The 15,694-nt window shown below is 40.0% G+C and carries 16 protein-coding genes; 11 read left to right on the plus strand and 5 right to left on the minus strand.

Translation table 11 applies throughout. From position 1 onward, the window contains the following. Positions 1-17: 17 nt before the first annotated feature. From cysT to MHB45_RS04430, 7 genes are all read left to right on the plus strand, one after another. Positions 18-857: a sulfate ABC transporter permease subunit CysT gene (cysT, locus tag MHB45_RS04400; protein WP_048682939.1), complete on the plus strand. Its 840-nt coding sequence runs from the start codon at positions 18-20 to the stop codon at positions 855-857. Positions 858-867: 10 nt separating this feature from the next. Next, the gene (gene cysW / locus MHB45_RS04405) at positions 868-1,752 is read left to right on the plus strand and encodes a sulfate ABC transporter permease subunit CysW (RefSeq protein WP_142953063.1); all 885 of its coding nucleotides are present in this window, start codon (positions 868-870) and stop codon (positions 1,750-1,752) included. 10 nt (positions 1,753-1,762) lie between these two features. Further along, positions 1,763-2,827, plus strand: a complete 1,065-nt coding sequence (locus tag MHB45_RS04410; RefSeq protein ID WP_340907431.1) for a sulfate/molybdate ABC transporter ATP-binding protein — start codon at positions 1,763-1,765, stop codon at positions 2,825-2,827. 513 nt (positions 2,828-3,340) lie between these two features. Then, positions 3,341-4,741, plus strand: a complete 1,401-nt coding sequence (locus MHB45_RS04415; protein WP_309077207.1) for a C40 family peptidase — start codon at positions 3,341-3,343, stop codon at positions 4,739-4,741. Between the two features lie 198 nt (positions 4,742-4,939). After that, positions 4,940-5,374, plus strand: coding sequence for a hypothetical protein (locus MHB45_RS04420; RefSeq protein WP_048683039.1), 435 nt, complete (start codon positions 4,940-4,942; stop codon positions 5,372-5,374). Then, complete coding sequence (locus MHB45_RS04425) at positions 5,362-5,661, plus strand: YxcD family protein (protein WP_048682927.1); 300 nt, start codon at positions 5,362-5,364, stop codon at positions 5,659-5,661. The genes MHB45_RS04420 and MHB45_RS04425 overlap by 13 nt, the downstream gene beginning before the upstream one ends. Positions 5,662-5,893: 232 nt before the next feature. Next, a complete protein-coding gene (locus tag MHB45_RS04430; protein ID WP_048682924.1) occupies positions 5,894-6,868 on the plus strand; it encodes an aldose 1-epimerase in 975 nt (324 codons plus the stop codon). A gap of 39 nt (positions 6,869-6,907) precedes the next feature. Here MHB45_RS04430 and MHB45_RS04435 read toward each other — a convergent pair whose 3' ends face one another. Continuing rightward, entirely contained in the window at positions 6,908-8,296 is a 1,389-nt protein-coding gene (locus MHB45_RS04435; RefSeq protein ID WP_048682921.1) for an amino acid permease, read from the minus strand. Positions 8,297-8,837: 541 nt separating this feature from the next. Between MHB45_RS04435 and MHB45_RS04440 the strand changes: the two genes are divergently transcribed. From MHB45_RS04440 to MHB45_RS04450, 3 genes are all read left to right on the plus strand, one after another. Continuing rightward, positions 8,838-8,987: a DUF2292 domain-containing protein gene (locus MHB45_RS04440; protein WP_373689788.1), complete on the plus strand. Its 150-nt coding sequence runs from the start codon at positions 8,838-8,840 to the stop codon at positions 8,985-8,987. Between the two features lie 645 nt (positions 8,988-9,632). Beyond that, positions 9,633-10,418 (plus strand): serine hydrolase, encoded by a 786-nt coding sequence (locus MHB45_RS04445; RefSeq protein ID WP_048687307.1) that lies wholly within the window; start codon positions 9,633-9,635, stop codon positions 10,416-10,418. A 130-nt stretch (positions 10,419-10,548) separates the two neighbouring features. After that, on the plus strand, positions 10,549-11,118 hold the full coding sequence (locus MHB45_RS04450) for a YdcF family protein (protein ID WP_048687314.1): 570 nt from the start codon (positions 10,549-10,551) through the stop codon (positions 11,116-11,118). Between the two features lie 33 nt (positions 11,119-11,151). On the opposite strand, the gene MHB45_RS04455 is transcribed toward MHB45_RS04450, so the two are convergent. Further along, positions 11,152-11,412 carry a hypothetical protein gene (locus MHB45_RS04455; protein ID WP_048687304.1) on the minus strand — a complete coding sequence of 87 codons (261 nt, stop codon included), beginning with the start codon at positions 11,410-11,412 and terminating at the stop codon, positions 11,152-11,154. A 289-nt stretch (positions 11,413-11,701) separates the two neighbouring features. Here MHB45_RS04455 and cspC point away from each other — a divergent pair, with 289 nt between their 5' ends. Further along, complete coding sequence (gene cspC, locus MHB45_RS04460; protein WP_034314312.1) at positions 11,702-11,902, plus strand: cold shock protein CspC; 201 nt, start codon at positions 11,702-11,704, stop codon at positions 11,900-11,902. 126 nt (positions 11,903-12,028) lie between these two features. Here cspC and MHB45_RS04465 read toward each other — a convergent pair whose 3' ends face one another. The 3 genes from MHB45_RS04465 to MHB45_RS04475 all read right to left on the minus strand — a co-directional run bounded on the left by MHB45_RS04465 (position 12,029) and on the right by MHB45_RS04475 (position 15,442). Beyond that, positions 12,029-12,196, minus strand: a complete 168-nt coding sequence (locus MHB45_RS04465) for a hypothetical protein (protein WP_164855016.1) — start codon at positions 12,194-12,196, stop codon at positions 12,029-12,031. Positions 12,197-12,429: 233 nt separating this feature from the next. Further along, positions 12,430-13,662 carry an aminopeptidase gene (locus MHB45_RS04470; protein ID WP_072272651.1) on the minus strand — a complete coding sequence of 411 codons (1,233 nt, stop codon included), beginning with the start codon at positions 13,660-13,662 and terminating at the stop codon, positions 12,430-12,432. Between the two features lie 292 nt (positions 13,663-13,954). After that, positions 13,955-15,442 carry an aldehyde dehydrogenase family protein gene (locus tag MHB45_RS04475; protein WP_048687300.1) on the minus strand — a complete coding sequence of 496 codons (1,488 nt, stop codon included), beginning with the start codon at positions 15,440-15,442 and terminating at the stop codon, positions 13,955-13,957. Positions 15,443-15,694 lie beyond the last annotated feature (252 nt).

The raw sequence follows: 15,694 nt of genomic DNA on the forward strand, positions 1-15,694 counted from the left end.
AGGGTTGAGGCGAAGCGATGAATATAGTGACTGAAGGTAAACAGACGAAAAAGAGGACCATACCCGGTTTTGGATTGACGATGGGTTTTACGCTACTGTATCTCACCATCATCGTTTTGATCCCGTTATCGATGGTTTTTCTAAACACATTTTCAATGGGGTTCCAGGATTTTTGGGCGACCATAACTGAACCGAGGGTTCTCGCTTCTTATAAATTGAGTTTCTTGACAGCGTTAACTGCGGCCATTGTTAACGCAGTTTTTGGTGTATTGATTGCCTGGGTGCTTACTCGTTATGAGTTTCCCGGCAAAAAGATCATCGATGGACTGGTTGATTTGCCTTTTGCCCTCCCGACTGCCGTTGCAGGGATTACGTTGACCACCTTGTATTCACCGAACGGATGGATCGGGCAATTTTTCAGCTTTAAAGTCGCTTTCACTCCCGCAGGGATCATCATCGCCCTTATATTTATCGGTCTGCCATTCGTGGTGCGGATGGTTCAACCGGTGCTTGAAAATATCGAAAAAGGGATGGAAGAAGCATCTGCCTCTTTAGGGGCGAATCGAATGCAGACATTCATTAAAATCATCTTCCCGGAATTGATCCCAGCGATATTGACGGGTTTTGCCCTTTCTTTTGCGAGGGCACTTGGAGAGTATGGATCCGTTGTCTTCATTGCCGGAAATATGCCATTTAAAACGGAAATTTCCCCGCTGATCATCATGACAAAGCTTGAACAGTATGATTATGAAGGTGCAACAGCTGTTGCAGCCGTCATGCTCATTATTACATTTATAATTTTGTTCACCATCAATATCTTACAATGGTGGACCGGCAAAAGATATTCAGGGAAGTAGGGGGGATATGATGGAACATGATAATTCAGTGGTTGCAAAAGCGAATCACCCAGTCATTATTACGAGAAACGCAACTAAAGAGCCTAAGTCCATACAGTGGATCCTCATTTCCATTGTATTGCTATTTCTCACTTTGTTTTTAGTAATCCCATTAATCGCAATCTTTGTAAAAGCCTTTGAAAAAGGTGCCGAAGCTTATTTTGCGGCCATCGCCCATCCTGATGCCGTGGCTGCGATTAAGTTAACATTGATCGTTGTCCTCATCACCTTGCCGCTCAATGCCATATTTGGAGTGGTTGCCGCTTGGACCATAACAAAATATGATTTCAAGGGAAAAAACTTCTTAATAACATTGATAGATTTGCCTTTTTCCGTATCACCGGTCATTGCCGGGTTGATTTTTGTCCTTCTGTTCGGCTTACATGGAACACTTGGTCCACTGCTGCAATCACTTGACATTAAAGTGATCTTTTCAATACCAGGGATTGTCATTGCCTCCATTTTCATTACCTTCCCATTCATTGCACGCGAATTGATCCCGCTCATGCAAAGTCAGGGGACATCTGAAGAAGAGGCATCACTCACGCTGGGTGCGGGAGGGTTCAAGACATTTTGGTATGTGACGCTTCCCAATATAAAATGGGGACTTCTATATGGAATCATCCTTTGCAATGCCAGAATAATTGGGGAGTTTGGAGCTGTATCGGTCGTATCGGGACATATACGGGGCATGACCAATACGATGCCGCTTCATATTGAAATCTTGTACAATGAATATCAATTTTCGGCCGCTTTTGCGGTTGCATCCCTGATGTCCATCTTTGCAATCATAACGTTGATCATTAAAAGCTTCATAGAGTGGAAAACGGACTTTAAATCAACCAAAGCGAGATAGGAGGAATGAAATGAGTATCATCATTGAAAATGTTACAAAATATTACGGGTCCTATCAAGCACTCCGGAACATCGATCTGGAAATAAAGAGCGGTGAACTCGTAGCCCTGCTTGGCCCTTCCGGATCGGGAAAAACGTCATTACTGCGTATCATCGCAGGCCTTGAACAGGCTGAGAACGGAAAAATCCTTTTTAATGAAGAGAATTACACGCATAAGCATGTAAAAGATCGAAATGTGGGTTTCGTCTTTCAGCATTATGCCCTTTTTCGTAATATGACCATTTTTGATAATATCGCCTATGGATTAAAGGTCCGCCCAAGAAAAACAAGGCCCAGTAAAGAAGTTATCGAACAAAAGGTTACCGAATTGCTTCAACTCGTCAAGCTGGAAGGATATAAAGATCGTTATCCATCGCAATTATCAGGCGGCCAGCGCCAGCGTGTCGCATTGGCAAGGGCACTGGCGGTTGAACCGAATATCCTCTTGCTTGATGAACCATTCGGGGCATTGGATGCCAAGGTTCGCAAAGAACTTCGGCGTTGGCTAAGAAGGCTTCACGACGAATTCAATGTAACGAGCGTGTTCGTGACACATGATCAGGAAGAGGCGATGGATGTTGCTGATCGGGTCGTAATCATGAATGAAGGGAAAATTGAACAAATTGGAACCCCGGAAGAAGTATATGATCACCCTGAAAATCCCTTTGTTTATGATTTTCTAGGCAGTGTCAATCTATTCAAGGGCAACGTGCATAAAGGGAAATTGGTTACTGGCAATGTAGAAATGAATGCCCCGGGCAGTGAAGATGGAGCGGGCACCGGTTATGTAAGGGCCCATAACTTTATCATAGAAAGAGAAACAGCGGAAAAGGATTCGATCGCATCCATAATTGACCACATCCATACTATTGGCCCCATCGTCCGGATAGAAGTCATTCGTCAGGATACAAACGAACCGCTGGAAATCGAACTGACGAAGGAACAATATATGAATCTGGAAATAAGCAAAGGGGAAAGGGTATTCGTCCGACCGAAAGAATTGAAAGTTTTTGTCGACTTTATGGCTGGAATTTAAGAGTGGGTCGAATATTGTCGGAAAAACCGCTGAAAGCGGTTTTTTTTAATAGGCTGTCAGTAAACCTTCCTCTAAGATTGGTAAATGAGCTGAAATCTGTTCCAAAAGGGCTACCGTGCATTCACAGGTGGTATGTTTTTGCCTGCCAATAGTCCATGGTCCCTTGGTGCTAAACACTAGATAGAAAGTCTTGCATCAAAATGTGAAGGTGATTATGTAAGATATTGGATGTTTTATCACGTGAAAAAGTCGAATCTTTATGTTTAATGTTAAAATTGAAATATAATTGTAATATTGTTATCACGTATTTGACAAAATCTGATGATATACTACGACTTAGATGAAAACATAGTAGAGTTTAAGAAATGTATTTAATATTATCTCAACCTTAGAAGATTACATAAAGAGTAAAAAAAATAGAGAAGAGTTCCCAGCAATTTATTTTGACTAATCATTTTTCATAGAGAAAAAGAAGTGGGTCGATGGAAATGCAAGGGGAGGAAAGCAGGGGAAATGAGTTTGAAGAAAAAACTTATCGTATTGAACACGACAATTATGCTTGGATTAGGAAGCGCTTTTGCCATACCGTCTGTAAAAGCTGAATCTATCACGGATATTCAATCGCAACGTACAGGAATACAATCAGATATTTCAGAGGCAGAACAAGTTATTCAGCAATTGAAAAAAGAACAATCGAAAATGAATGCCCAAATTGCCCAGATCGAATCGGCAATGAAGGAAAATGATCAAAAAATCAAAGATACTAAACAAGAAATTAAAGACACCGAAAAAGACATAGAATCTTTAAAGAAAGAAATTAAAGCGTTGGAAGAAAGAATCGCAAAACGCGAGGAAGTCTTGAAAGAGCGCGCACTTTCTTTCCAAGAGAGCGGCGGGGACGTTGAGTACCTGGAAGTTGTTTTAGGTTCTAAAAGCTTTGGTGAATTCGTTAATCGTGTTGGGGCGGTAGCCACTATCGTGGAAGCTGACCAACAGATTCTTAGCGAGCAGGAAGCGGATAAAGCTGACTTAGAGAAAAAACAAGCGACCGTTGAGAAGAAATTGCAAAGCCTTAAGGATATGGAAGTAGAGCTTAAAGGCATGCAATCGCAAATTGAAGATCAAAAAGCTGAAACTGTCAATATGAAGGCTAAGATCGAAAAGAAAGAATCTGAAACAGAGGCGCTTAAACAATCTTTAGAGAATAAAGATGCTGGTCTAGAAGCACAAATAGCTTCCATTCGTGAAAATATCAAAAAAGAGGAAGAACGTAAAGCATCGGAAAAAGCAGATCTTGACCGTGCTGCTGAAGAAGTGAATTCTTCAAATGCTTCCAGTGAAGAATCATCAAGTTCTTCCAGTGAAGGATCATCAAGTTCTTCTAGCGAAGAATCATCAAGTTCGTCTAAAGGAGAGGCTTCGGCAAAAAGTTCGTCTAAAGCTGAATCATCTTCAAATTCATCTAAAAACAGTTCTGCAGCTAAACCTGCAGCAAGTAAAACTGAAACATCAAGTAAGCCAAGCAGTGCAAATACAGGCTCTGCCATTACAGCAGGTTATAAATATATCGGTAACTCCACGTATAAATTTGGTGGCGGAAGAACGGCATCCGATATCGCTAACGGTCTTTTCGATTGTTCAGGATTCGTTGCATGGGCTTATAAACAAGCTGGTGTGAACCTTCCAGCCAGTACGGATGCATTGAAAGGTGCAGGACGTCAAGTATCTAGCAGTCAAAAACAACCTGGAGATTTAGTATTCTTCAATACCTATAAAACTGATGGGCATGTCGGTATTTATGTCGGCGGCGGCAAATTTATCGGTTCCCAAAGTTCAACAGGTGTTGCAATTGCCAATATGGATAGCGGATATTGGGCAAGTAAGTTCAACGGCCGTGTCGTTCGTGTAAACTAATAGTTCAATAATAAGCAGGGGAGAAAATGCCCCTGCTTATTTTTTTGAAAAAAATCAAAAAAAAATGAAACTTATTTTGAATTTCAACGTAAATACTATAAGATAAAACAAGGATAGGTGATGTGGACTTTCAGTTAATCTGGGAAAAGATATAATGAAACAACATTCCATACTATTAAACGGAGGCAAAAAAACATGATGAAAAAATTTATGGCTGCATTACTTACAATTACACTAGCATTCTCGCCAGTCGGCACGTATGTATTCCAGGATCATACGGAGTCAGTCGATGCAAGGGGTTACAAGTCCGGAAAAAGAAGCTTTAACAGCAACAACAATAATAATTCGAATTTCCAAAATAAAGAAACGAAGAAATCCGATGCCACTACTGCCAATAAAGCCAAGAGTGGAAACACATTCGCAAAAGGCGGCTTAATGAAAGGACTTATGCTAGGAGGATTGGCAGGTTTACTTTTTGGTAGCCTATTTGCCAATATGGGAATGCTTGGTTCTATACTTGGTCTATTAATCAACGTGATGGCGGTTGTGGTATTAATCGTTGTAATCCGTAAAATATTCACATATTTCAAAGATAAGAAGAAGAAAGAAGATCCAAACCCATGGAGAGGCTAAAGATTTCCGAACAAGATATCATCAATGCGGTTTGTGTTTACATTGCCCGTAAAAAGCAGGTACAACCTAATGATGTGGAAGTGGAGTTAATGTATGATGATGATTATGGCTTTTCGGCGGAAGCGTTTGTCGATGGCCGGAAACAAGTGTTAATCACCATCAACTTGATAGAAGCGCTTCGTTTATGGCTGGATGAATATATGAATAAAGATCCATACTCAGGTATTGAACTTGTTTTGGATGATGATGAAGGTATAGTGGCTTTGGTAAGTGAAAGTAATAGATAAGTAAAAAAGGATGCCGTAACGGCATTCTTTTTTTATTTAAAAAGTTACAAGTCGTTCGGAAGAAGGAAAAGGATAAAAGAAAAATAGAAAAATAGCAAAGCAAATTAAGCAAAATCCTCGATTACAATTTCAAACTTAGAAAGATTAAGGACGAAATATATTTTCCATTTGTTGTAAAAAATGGACCGTGGAAGTAGGATGGATATATGTTCAAGCCAAAGGAGGAGAAAAAGTGAAAGGGTATATAGAAGATATCACTTTTTTAAATGAAAAGGCCATAAAGTTCGGCAATGAAAAAGTGGAAGGGATACTTGTGCCATCTTTAGGAAGCAATCTGCTTTCATTGAAATACAAGCATAAGGATATTGAGTTGCTGCGAACTCCGGATAGTGTAGAGGAGTATAAAAAAGCTTCCATTTTATATGGAATGCCAATCCTGTTTCCTCCTAATCGAATTGAAGATGGTCAATTTACATATAAGGGGACTTCGTATAAGTTCCCAATCAATGAAATGGAAAAATACAATCATATTCATGGTTTTTTGCATGACATGCCGTGGCAAGTCCGCAAAAAGGAAGTAAACGGGAAAGAAATCGTGATTAATACTGAATTCTCAAGCAGTGATTTTGATCTAAAAGGTAGCTTTCCACAAGATATCACTGTGAATATGTCTTTATCTTTAAGGGCTGAAACATTGGAAATACAATTGGAAATCGCCAACAAGGGCATTGAACCTTTTCCGTGGGGAGCAGGTTATCATACTGTATTCAATTTTCCATTTGGAGCAGTGAGTAAATGGGAGGATTGCAGAATATCCCTTCCCGTCAATAAACATTGGGAGTTGAATGAAAGATCATTGCCCACAGGTGTAATTCATGAAACGGCCAATACATTGGAAATCCAAAACGGTATTAGCTTGGACGGCCGGCAATTTGATGACTTATTTGGCTATGATAAGGAAAGAAATCCGGAAAACGAGTGCATTCTCACTGATCAAGAGGCTGGCATACAAGTCATCTATCAAGGCGATCAACATTTTAAGTTTTGGGTATTGTTCAATCAGGAGGGGTTCGTTTGTCCTGAACCATATACTTGGGTAACGAATGCTCCTAATTTGGATTTGCCTGCAAAATTGACTGGATTGAGGGAGTTATGCTCAGGGGAAACGGTACAGCTGAAAACCAGATTGATTGTGAAAGAAATATAAAAAACACCTAGGCATTTATAAATGCCTAGGTGTTTAAGGTTATGCTTTTTTTCTCATCCAGAGTGGGTATAGGATGATTCCGAATACATATAAGGCAATGCCAAGTATGAATGTATTCATATCGGCTGTACCTGTCTTGATGACCCAAATCGAGTAGATTAACGCCAAGATTGTAATAATGCCATCACGTATCCTTGAGCCTTTCATGATGTCATAGGTTTCCCCGGTCATCACCAGTTTCAATTGATACAGAACGGATGCAAGGTACGGGATCAAGTAAGCAAGTGTAGCGACGATCATCGAAAATTTATAAGCCTCCAAAATCGTACCTGAAATAGTGGAGAATAAGAATATCTGTGTCATGATATTTGTTATAGTCATAGAACGGACAGGTGTGCCATTTTTGTTTGCTTTCGCAAAATAGGCCGGGAACAAGTCCGATTTCGCTGCCTGGTAAGGAACTTCCGAGGCAACGACAATCCATCCGATCGTCGATCCCAATAAGGAAATGACGGCAAGAGCAGCCATTATATACGTGCCGCTTGAACCAACTACTGCTTGTAGTGCGTCAACAAGCGGTTTTTGTGATATTTTCAACTCGTCTTGTGATATGGCACCCATCGTCAATAAAGTAATGCCGATATAAATGGCAACAGCGATAAGTAAACCAAGAATCGTCGCTTTCTTTACATCATTTTGAGACTTGGCACGGTTTGAAAGCATGACGGCAGCTTCGATACCGATGAAGGCCCATAATGTTGAAATGGCAGCAGCGTTCACTTGATCTCCTAAAGAGATTGCAGTTCCCGCCTTATCATAAAATTCAGCTCCGTTTCCTAGATTGGAAGTATCGAAGATGAATATCGTGATAATGATGAAAAATAAGAATCCAAGCACTTTGGTAACTGTAGCAAAAAGATTCATTTTCCCAGCACTGTTAAAACTTCTTACCAAGATTGCCTGAATCCCCCAAAGGGCAGCGGAACATACCGCAAACGTTAATGCTTTACCTAGTTCAAGTTGAAACGAACCCGCTGTATAAATCACTTTTGGACTATGCATCACAGGGAAAAACGTTGATAGATAACCAGCAAATGAAATGATGACAGAAGCTGTCGCAGCCCAATTCGCAGCCCAATACCCCCAAGCCATGCTATACCCTGAAACTCTTCCTTTAACAGGAGATTTAAATAATGATTGAGCATAACTTTGCGGTCCAGCCTTCAAATCAGGTTTCCGGACTGCCAGGTTACCAAACACCAAAGCTATTAGAAAAACTCCAAGTCCAGTAACGATCCATGCCAATGTGGCCCCTAACGGGCTGGATACCTGTGCTAATTGAGCAGGGAGCATGAAAATTCCGCCGCCGACCATATTTCCAATTACGAAAGTGGTCAAAATCAATAAACCCCATTTTTTATTTACCATTTATATCGAACCTTTCTTAAATACAAAGTGTGTGTTAATACCGACAACTTATACTAAAATAGTATATCTCAAATAGTTTAGTTTGGTAAAGTGGTAAATAAGTAAAATATAAAAGGCGGACTAATCAGAAAATTTAAACACAGGATTGACAAAAGGATAAAAATGGATTATATTAGTAAATACCAAGTTAGTTGGTAAGAATAATGCGGTTTGACACATTAAATCGTATTTTTCTATAACATTTGCCATTCCCGAATATTGCCGATTAGTCAACTAAAGGCACCCTTACATCTAATCTGTTAGATGGCGGGTGCCTTTTATTTTTTATAGGGAAGGGAGGGAATATGGAGTTCCTATTAACTGGTTATTCTTATACGGAAAGTTAAGTGATGAGGATATGATAGGTGAACCAAGTTCCCAAGAACACATTGAAAGTGGGAAGCGCACATGTGCTTGTCGTGCGAACCTTTTTAACATTAGGCATGAAACGAAGCTTTATTACCAGTAGTGAAGGGGAGATATTATGGAAAAGAAAGAAGAAATGAAAATCAGGCATATCATTTCAAGGTTGGAAGATCTGCAATATGGATCGGTTTTAATAACCGTACATGATGGTGAAATCACACAGGTCGATACCACGGAGAAGAAACGATTCCCATTAGTGATGGGCCGTGCCGTTAAAGTTAGATGAATGACAGGTATTAAGGGAGCCTTCAATATGAAGGCTCTCAGATTGTAGACAAACTCGATTAAAATCGAGTTTGTCTATTTTTATGGCTTGTACAATTTGAACGTTGATTTCCACTACAGGCACTCGCTTTCCGCGGGCGGTCCGGGAGCCTCCTCGGCGCTCGTCGCGCCTGCGGGGTCTCCCTTGGACACGCTTTTCCCGCAGGAGTCTCGTACCCTCCGTTCCAATCTTGTTTAAAAATTCAGATGGGGACCCCCTTTTGTCTACACAATATTAATTAAGATTGCCTACAATTCTTTGAGGGAGTGTAAAATATGAACGTTGATTTCCACTGCAGGCACTCGTTTTCCACGGGCGGTCCGGGAGCCTCCTCGGCGCTCGTGGCGCCTGTGGGGTCTCCCTTGGACGTGCTTTTCCCGCTCGTACCCTCCGTTCCAATCAACTTTGTTTAAAAATTCAGATTTGGACCCCTTTTGTCTACAAACTCGGAGCTTTCGGTATGAAGGCTCTTTTTTTATACAAAAATTTATTCAATTTGGAATTTCTAATAAGATTGTACTGCTTTTAACATGGTAGAATAAGTTAGGGTATAAGGGAGTTTTTTATAGGGGTTTAAATGATATCTAAGGGAGGAACAGGGAATAGATGACCTTACAAACTATAGAACATGATATCTTGGCATTAGTTGAAACATTTAATGGGAGAATCGCATATAAAATTGAAAATGGTCTTGGGGACACGATTGGATATCACGAGAATGAATCCTTTCAATCAGCGAGTTTAATCAAAATACCAATGATCATCGAAGGTTATCGTCAAAGTGAACAAAAGAAAATCTATTTGAACCAACCAGTGACCATCCCGCCTAGTGAAGTGACTGGGGGATCTGGGGTCCTGCATGTCTTATCGAATAAGGTATTTTTGACCGTAGAGGATTTATTGACATTGATGATAACTGTTTCCGACAATACATCCACGAATATGATGATGAACCTGTTGGGCTTTGAAGAAATCAATCAATGCATCAAGGAACTTGGTTTGAAAAATACTGTCCTTGAACGAAAAATGCAGGATTTTAAGGCATTAAAAGAAGGGCGCGACAATACCATATCGGCAGAAGATACGATTACCTGCTTAAAAGCCATACATACAGGCAACTTTTTAACGAAAGAAAGCCGGGAAAAAATATTGCATGTATTTGACAACCAACAATTAAGGGATAAACTTCCATCGCTGATGGGCAGAGGAGTCAAGGTCGCAAGCAAAACGGGCGGAATTCGGGGAGTTGCCCATGATTGTGCAATCATTCGGTCAGAAACACAAACTGTTTATGCTGCTGTTCTTACTGAAGATATGAAATCAGAGGAAGAAAGCCGTCAAGTAATCAGTAAAATTGGGAAATTGATATATGATGATATGGTCGCAGAATAAACTGTCCGATTGAAAAGAGCGGGAAGTCTTTCATGATTTCCCGCTCTTCGATCTTAGTTATATAGGAGTTAGTGGAAATGAAAGTTATATATGAAAAGAATAGAAGCGGGGAAAAATTTTGAAAAGGACGATGAAACTTTTTTGTGTAATAAGTGTCATTGCGGTACTGGGGTATTTTGGATTTTTGCATATGGAAATTCAGGAAAGCATTCGCCAGCAAATTCCGGAGAATGCCGATTACCTCATGATTCTTGGAGCAAGGGTCAAAGGTTCGGTTCCATCATTATCCTTACAATACAGGATTGATAAAGCTGCAGAATATTTATCGGCGAATAAACATACAGTGGTCATTGTATCTGGCGGCAAAGGACCGGGTGAAGATATATCGGAAGCAAAAGCAATGCAACAGGGGCTAATCGCCCAAGGAATTGAAGAAGCACGCATCATGATGGAAGACAAATCTACAACAACTCACGAAAATATTGTTTTCTCAAAAGAACTCATTCCTGATACAGCAACTTCAGGGTTAATCGTTAGCAATGACTTTCATATCTACCGGGCAGTCGAAATAGCAAAAAAAGAAGGCTTGGATATGAAGGGATTGCCGGCAAAGACACCAAAAGTGTCACTGTTGAAATCATATACCCGTGAATATCTGGCAATTACCAAATACTATTTGACCGGGTTGATTGGGAGGTAACTTCGAATTCTCCTAAAAGGTGGGGTGCTTTCATTATTCGACTTCCACGACAACATTAGGAACTTGCCAAAAATCTTTCTCTTGATATAGCTCCTTAAGTGTCTTATAAACGGGATAACCGGTATAGGAAATCTCGACTCGATCATCAGCATCCACTTCTTCTACATCTATATCATCAACAAAACCAAGTTGATCATCAATTTCCATTAAATAATACCCGAGTGCCTCATACCCGCTATAGGCTACAATAACCTTACTGTCAAATCCGCTATTAGAAACTTTGTAATATTTCATTGAGTGACCTCCTTGTTGATAATTCTTTAAGTGAAAATCGTACTGTTTCTTATTACTCTGATATACCCATTAATTACTATCTGAATCATTAAATTGGATAAATAAAGAAAATAAGAAGGCAAAAAGAATGTGGACCATCTTTAAATAATCACTGGAAAATTTGCTATCTGCATCAATTCATGTTAATCTAATAAAGAATTGTTTTTGGTTGTGGAAGAGGATACTCGTTATTTTCCAAATGATTAAAAATAGTAATACAATGTGTGTTATGCACTAGGAGGCAACAACAATGGAACAAGGTACAGTTAAATGGTTTAATGCAGAAAAAGGTTTTGGATTTATCGAACGCGAAAACGGAGACGATGTATTCGTACATTTCTCAGCTATCCAAAGCGAAGGCTTCAAATCTTTAGACGAAGGTCAAAAAGTAACTTTCGAAGTTGAGCAAGGTGCACGTGGAGCTCAAGCTGCTAACGTTCAAAAAGCTTAATTTTTAAAATTAAATCGTAACCTATATGAACAGACTTCCTCGATGGGAGTCTGTTTTTTATTGTGCTATAAAATGAAAGCAAAAAAAAATCCCACTCTGATTGAGTAGGTTTTTAGTGACTTGTCATTAAGCTTTTTTTAATTCTTCTTCAAAGAAAAAAGTAGTCGGATGTTCTTTAACAGTATAAGAATATCTTTTCATGTTTTTTACATATGCCCATTTATTAATGGTTACTGATTCATTAGTATCCTGAATAGTTACTGTTTCACCAGTATTATACTTATTGCTTTTCAATTTAGCCACCCTCTTTACTAATAGTATAACATATTTGGCAATGAAAGATGTGTTCAAGATATTCCAATGATATAAAGGGGTATGCCATGTCATTCAGTTTGCTGGACAAAAGCTAAAATTCTAATGGTATTATTTTTAAATGTGAATGAAGAAAACAGCCACATGATCCCTGGTTTTACAGAAATCACGTGGCTGAAGGTTTTCAAGTGATGGACGGGCTTAAAGCCGGTTGATTAAAACGCCCAATCCCCATTACGGAAGACAGGTTCTGAAGTGCCGTCCTGTTTGATGCCGTCGATGTTCATTTTATCCGATCCAATCATGAAATCGACATGTGTAAGGCTTTCATTCAGTCCATTTTCTGCAAGTTCTTCTGGACTCATGTTTTTTCCGCCTTCAATACAGAAAGCATAGGAGCTGCCGATAGCGAGATGGTTTGATGCATTTTCATCAAATAATGTATTGAAGAATAAAACATTCGATTGGGAAATCGGTGAGTTGAATGGAACAAGCGCGACTTCACCAAGGTAGTGTGAACCTTCATCCGTTTCAACCAATTGCTTTAGGATTTCTTCCCCTTCTTCTGCTTTTACTTCAATGATCCGTCCTTCCTTAAACGTCACGGAAAAATTATTGATGATGTTTCCGCCGTAACTAAGTGGTTTCGTACTGGAAACCGTACCGTTAACGCCTGTTTTCAATGGAACTGTAAACACTTCTTCGGTTGGCATATTAGCCATGAATTCATGCCCCTGTACGTTAACGCTTCCTGCCCCTACCCAAAGATGTTTGTCGGGTAATTCGATTGTCAGGTCGGTTCCGGGAGCCGTATAATGCAATTTTTGGTAATGCTTATCATTTAAATAATCAACTTTTTCATGCAGGGTATCATCGTGTTTTTTCCAGGCTTCCACAGGATCTTTCACATCAACACGAACTGCTTTGAAAATGGCTTCCCATAGGAGATCAACACGTTTTCCTTCTGCTTCTTCAGGGAATACTTTATCAGCCCAAGCCTTTGAAGGGACGGCAACTATGGACCAGCTCACTTTATCGGATTGCATATATTGACGCCACTTCTTCAGTGCTGTCCCGGATGCTTTTTGGTAGTTGGCAATCCTTTCAGGCTTTACACCTTTTAATAAGTCAGGGCTGGAGGAGATGACGGATAGATAAGCAGCTCCGTTTTCTGCGAGTTCAATCGTTTCTTCTGCGCGCCACTTTGGATATTCGTGGAACACCTCATCCGGAGCCAATTCATATTTGGTACGTGAAACGATATCGTCATTCCAATTAACGATGACATTGCGCGCACCGTTTTCATATGCCCTTTTTACAATGAGACGCACAAGGTCAGCACCCTCTAATGTTGTGTTTACGACCAAGGTTTGACCTTGTTGGATGTTTACGCCGACTTTTACGGCAAGTTCTGCATATTTTTCTAAATTCGTTTGAAACTCACTCATCATTTAAAACTCCTTTTCCATTTTCTACATTTTCAATTGTACTTTTTGTCATATAAAAAAGAAACTTTTTACATCGTTTGTGAAAACTACTCGAATACGAAGGAGTTCATTATAACCGGCAGGCAGCTGCTCCAGCAGCTATTTTGTCTATCTTGCATTTTACCAAAACTAAAGAAGGAAAGACTATTGAAAAGGTTTGAATAGTTGAATAATTTGATGATTTGGTGCAGTGAATCAATGGACTGAAAGAAAGAGGGCCTCTTTGAGACCCTCTTTCTTAATAGTCAGTAAATCATTTACCCAAATTAATCCAGACGCTTTTCACTTCAGAATAGTTGTCCAGTGCATAAGATCCCATTTCACGTCCGATTCCGGATTGTTTGTAGCCGCCGAACGGAGAAGCTGCGTCGAACGCGTTATAACAGTTCACCCATACGGTACCGGCACGGAGTTTTCCTGCAACATAATGGGCATTGGCTATATCGCTTGTCCATAAGCCGGCAGCCAAACCATATTCACTGGCATTTGCACGGTTAATGACATCATCTAAATCCTCGAATGGCATTGCCGCTATGACCGGTCCGAAAATCTCTTCTTTAGCAATCGTCATATCCTCTTCAACACCAGCGAATATAGTAGGAGAAACAAAGTAGCCTTGTTCACCCGGTTTATTTCCGCCGACAAGAACTTCCGCACCCTCGTTTTTCCCTTTTTCAATATAGCCCATTACCCGATTTTGCTGCTCTTCGGAAACAAGCGGCCCAATTTGTGTACTTGGATCTAGGCCTATCCCTTGTTTGATGTTTTTTGCATGGCTGGCCATATCGGCAACAACATTATCATAATGTTTCTTTTGGATATAAACCCTTGAACCGGCACAGCATACCTGGCCTTGGTTAAACATGACCCCATTCAAAGCTCCAGGGATGGCTTTTGAGAAATCCGCATCAGGCAGGATGATGTTTGGCGATTTCCCTCCAAGTTCCAATGTGACCCGTTTCAATGAATATGAAGCGGAACGCATGATTAATTTTCCAACTTCGGTCGAACCGGTAAATGCAATTTTATTTACTTGCGGATGGTCGACAAGCGCTTGTCCAGCGGTTTCACCAAAACCGGGAACGATATTGACGACCCCATCAGGGAAACCGGCTTCAGCCAATAATTCAGCCAGGTAAAGAGCGGAAAGCGGTGTTTGCTCAGCGGGCTTTAATACGACCGTACAACCTGTAGCAAGTGCCGCTCCCAGTTTCCACATCGCCATAAGAAGCGGAAAGTTCCATGGGATGATTTGGCCGACAACACCAACAGCCTCGTGTTTTGTGTAGTTAAAGTAATTTCCGCTTACCGGGATGGTCTGTCCAACAATCTTGGTGGACCAGCCAGCAAAATATCTCATATGTTCAATTGCTAAAGGAATGTCGGCATTGGTAGTTTCACTGATTGGTTTCCCATTATCCAACGTTTCCAATTGAGCAAGTTCAGTTTTATTTTCTTCCATTAAATCGGCTAGTTTATACATCAGTCTACTGCGTGCAGCTGCGCTCATTCTTGACCAAGGACCTTCATCGAATGCTTTGCGTGCAGCTTTGACGGCTAAGTCGATATCTTCTTTATCAGCTTCATAAACATCGGCAAGTTTTTGTCCTGTAGCAGGATTAGGAGTGGAGAAGGTTTTTTTTGAAGCACTTTCTACAAACTGACCATTAATATAGAGCTTTTTTGGTCCTGTTAAAAATTTTTGCAGCTTTCCACTTACTTCTAACGTTAGATTTGTCATTAATTACCCTCCTGAATAAAATGATTATCTTGGGCAAAACATGATGACTTATTGTTAACGCTTTGATTGCCAATTTTTATGATAAATGAAAAAAAGGGAATATTCAATCTATAACATTCGACAGAATATCCAAGATTTCTTCATCAATTAAAAAAATGTAACATTATTTTGTCATGACATGTGTAATTACTATAGCAAAAATGAAAGTTAATAGTTAAAATGAAAAAGGATAAAATAACAAGAAGGTCTAAA

This window comes from Peribacillus sp. FSL K6-5616, from assembly GCF_038008245.1.
GTDB lineage: Bacteria > Bacillota > Bacilli > Bacillales > DSM-1321 > Peribacillus > Peribacillus frigoritolerans.

What these genes read in the sequence shown, in the direction of transcription:
- cspC (WP_034314312.1), top strand. Translation starts at nt 11,702, where the DNA reads ATGGAACAAGGTACAGTTAAATGGTTTAATGCAGAAAAAGGTTTTGGA.
- MHB45_RS04470 (WP_072272651.1), bottom strand. Translation starts at nt 13,662, where the DNA reads ATGAGTGAGTTTCAAACGAATTTAGAAAAATATGCAGAACTTGCCGTA.
- MHB45_RS04415 (WP_309077207.1), top strand. Translation starts at nt 3,341, where the DNA reads ATGAGTTTGAAGAAAAAACTTATCGTATTGAACACGACAATTATGCTT.
- MHB45_RS04410 (WP_340907431.1), top strand. Translation starts at nt 1,763, where the DNA reads ATGAGTATCATCATTGAAAATGTTACAAAATATTACGGGTCCTATCAA.
- MHB45_RS04450 (WP_048687314.1), top strand. Translation starts at nt 10,549, where the DNA reads ATGAAACTTTTTTGTGTAATAAGTGTCATTGCGGTACTGGGGTATTTT.
- MHB45_RS04425 (WP_048682927.1), top strand. Translation starts at nt 5,362, where the DNA reads ATGGAGAGGCTAAAGATTTCCGAACAAGATATCATCAATGCGGTTTGT.
- MHB45_RS04455 (WP_048687304.1), bottom strand. Translation starts at nt 11,412, where the DNA reads ATGAAATATTACAAAGTTTCTAATAGCGGATTTGACAGTAAGGTTATT.
- MHB45_RS04435 (WP_048682921.1), bottom strand. Translation starts at nt 8,296, where the DNA reads ATGGTAAATAAAAAATGGGGTTTATTGATTTTGACCACTTTCGTAATT.
- MHB45_RS04445 (WP_048687307.1), top strand. Translation starts at nt 9,633, where the DNA reads ATGACCTTACAAACTATAGAACATGATATCTTGGCATTAGTTGAAACA.
- cysW (WP_142953063.1), top strand. Translation starts at nt 868, where the DNA reads ATGGAACATGATAATTCAGTGGTTGCAAAAGCGAATCACCCAGTCATT.
- MHB45_RS04475 (WP_048687300.1), bottom strand. Translation starts at nt 15,442, where the DNA reads ATGACAAATCTAACGTTAGAAGTAAGTGGAAAGCTGCAAAAATTTTTA.
- cysT (WP_048682939.1), top strand. Translation starts at nt 18, where the DNA reads ATGAATATAGTGACTGAAGGTAAACAGACGAAAAAGAGGACCATACCC.
- MHB45_RS04420 (WP_048683039.1), top strand. Translation starts at nt 4,940, where the DNA reads ATGAAAAAATTTATGGCTGCATTACTTACAATTACACTAGCATTCTCG.
- MHB45_RS04440 (WP_373689788.1), top strand. Translation starts at nt 8,838, where the DNA reads ATGAAAATCAGGCATATCATTTCAAGGTTGGAAGATCTGCAATATGGA.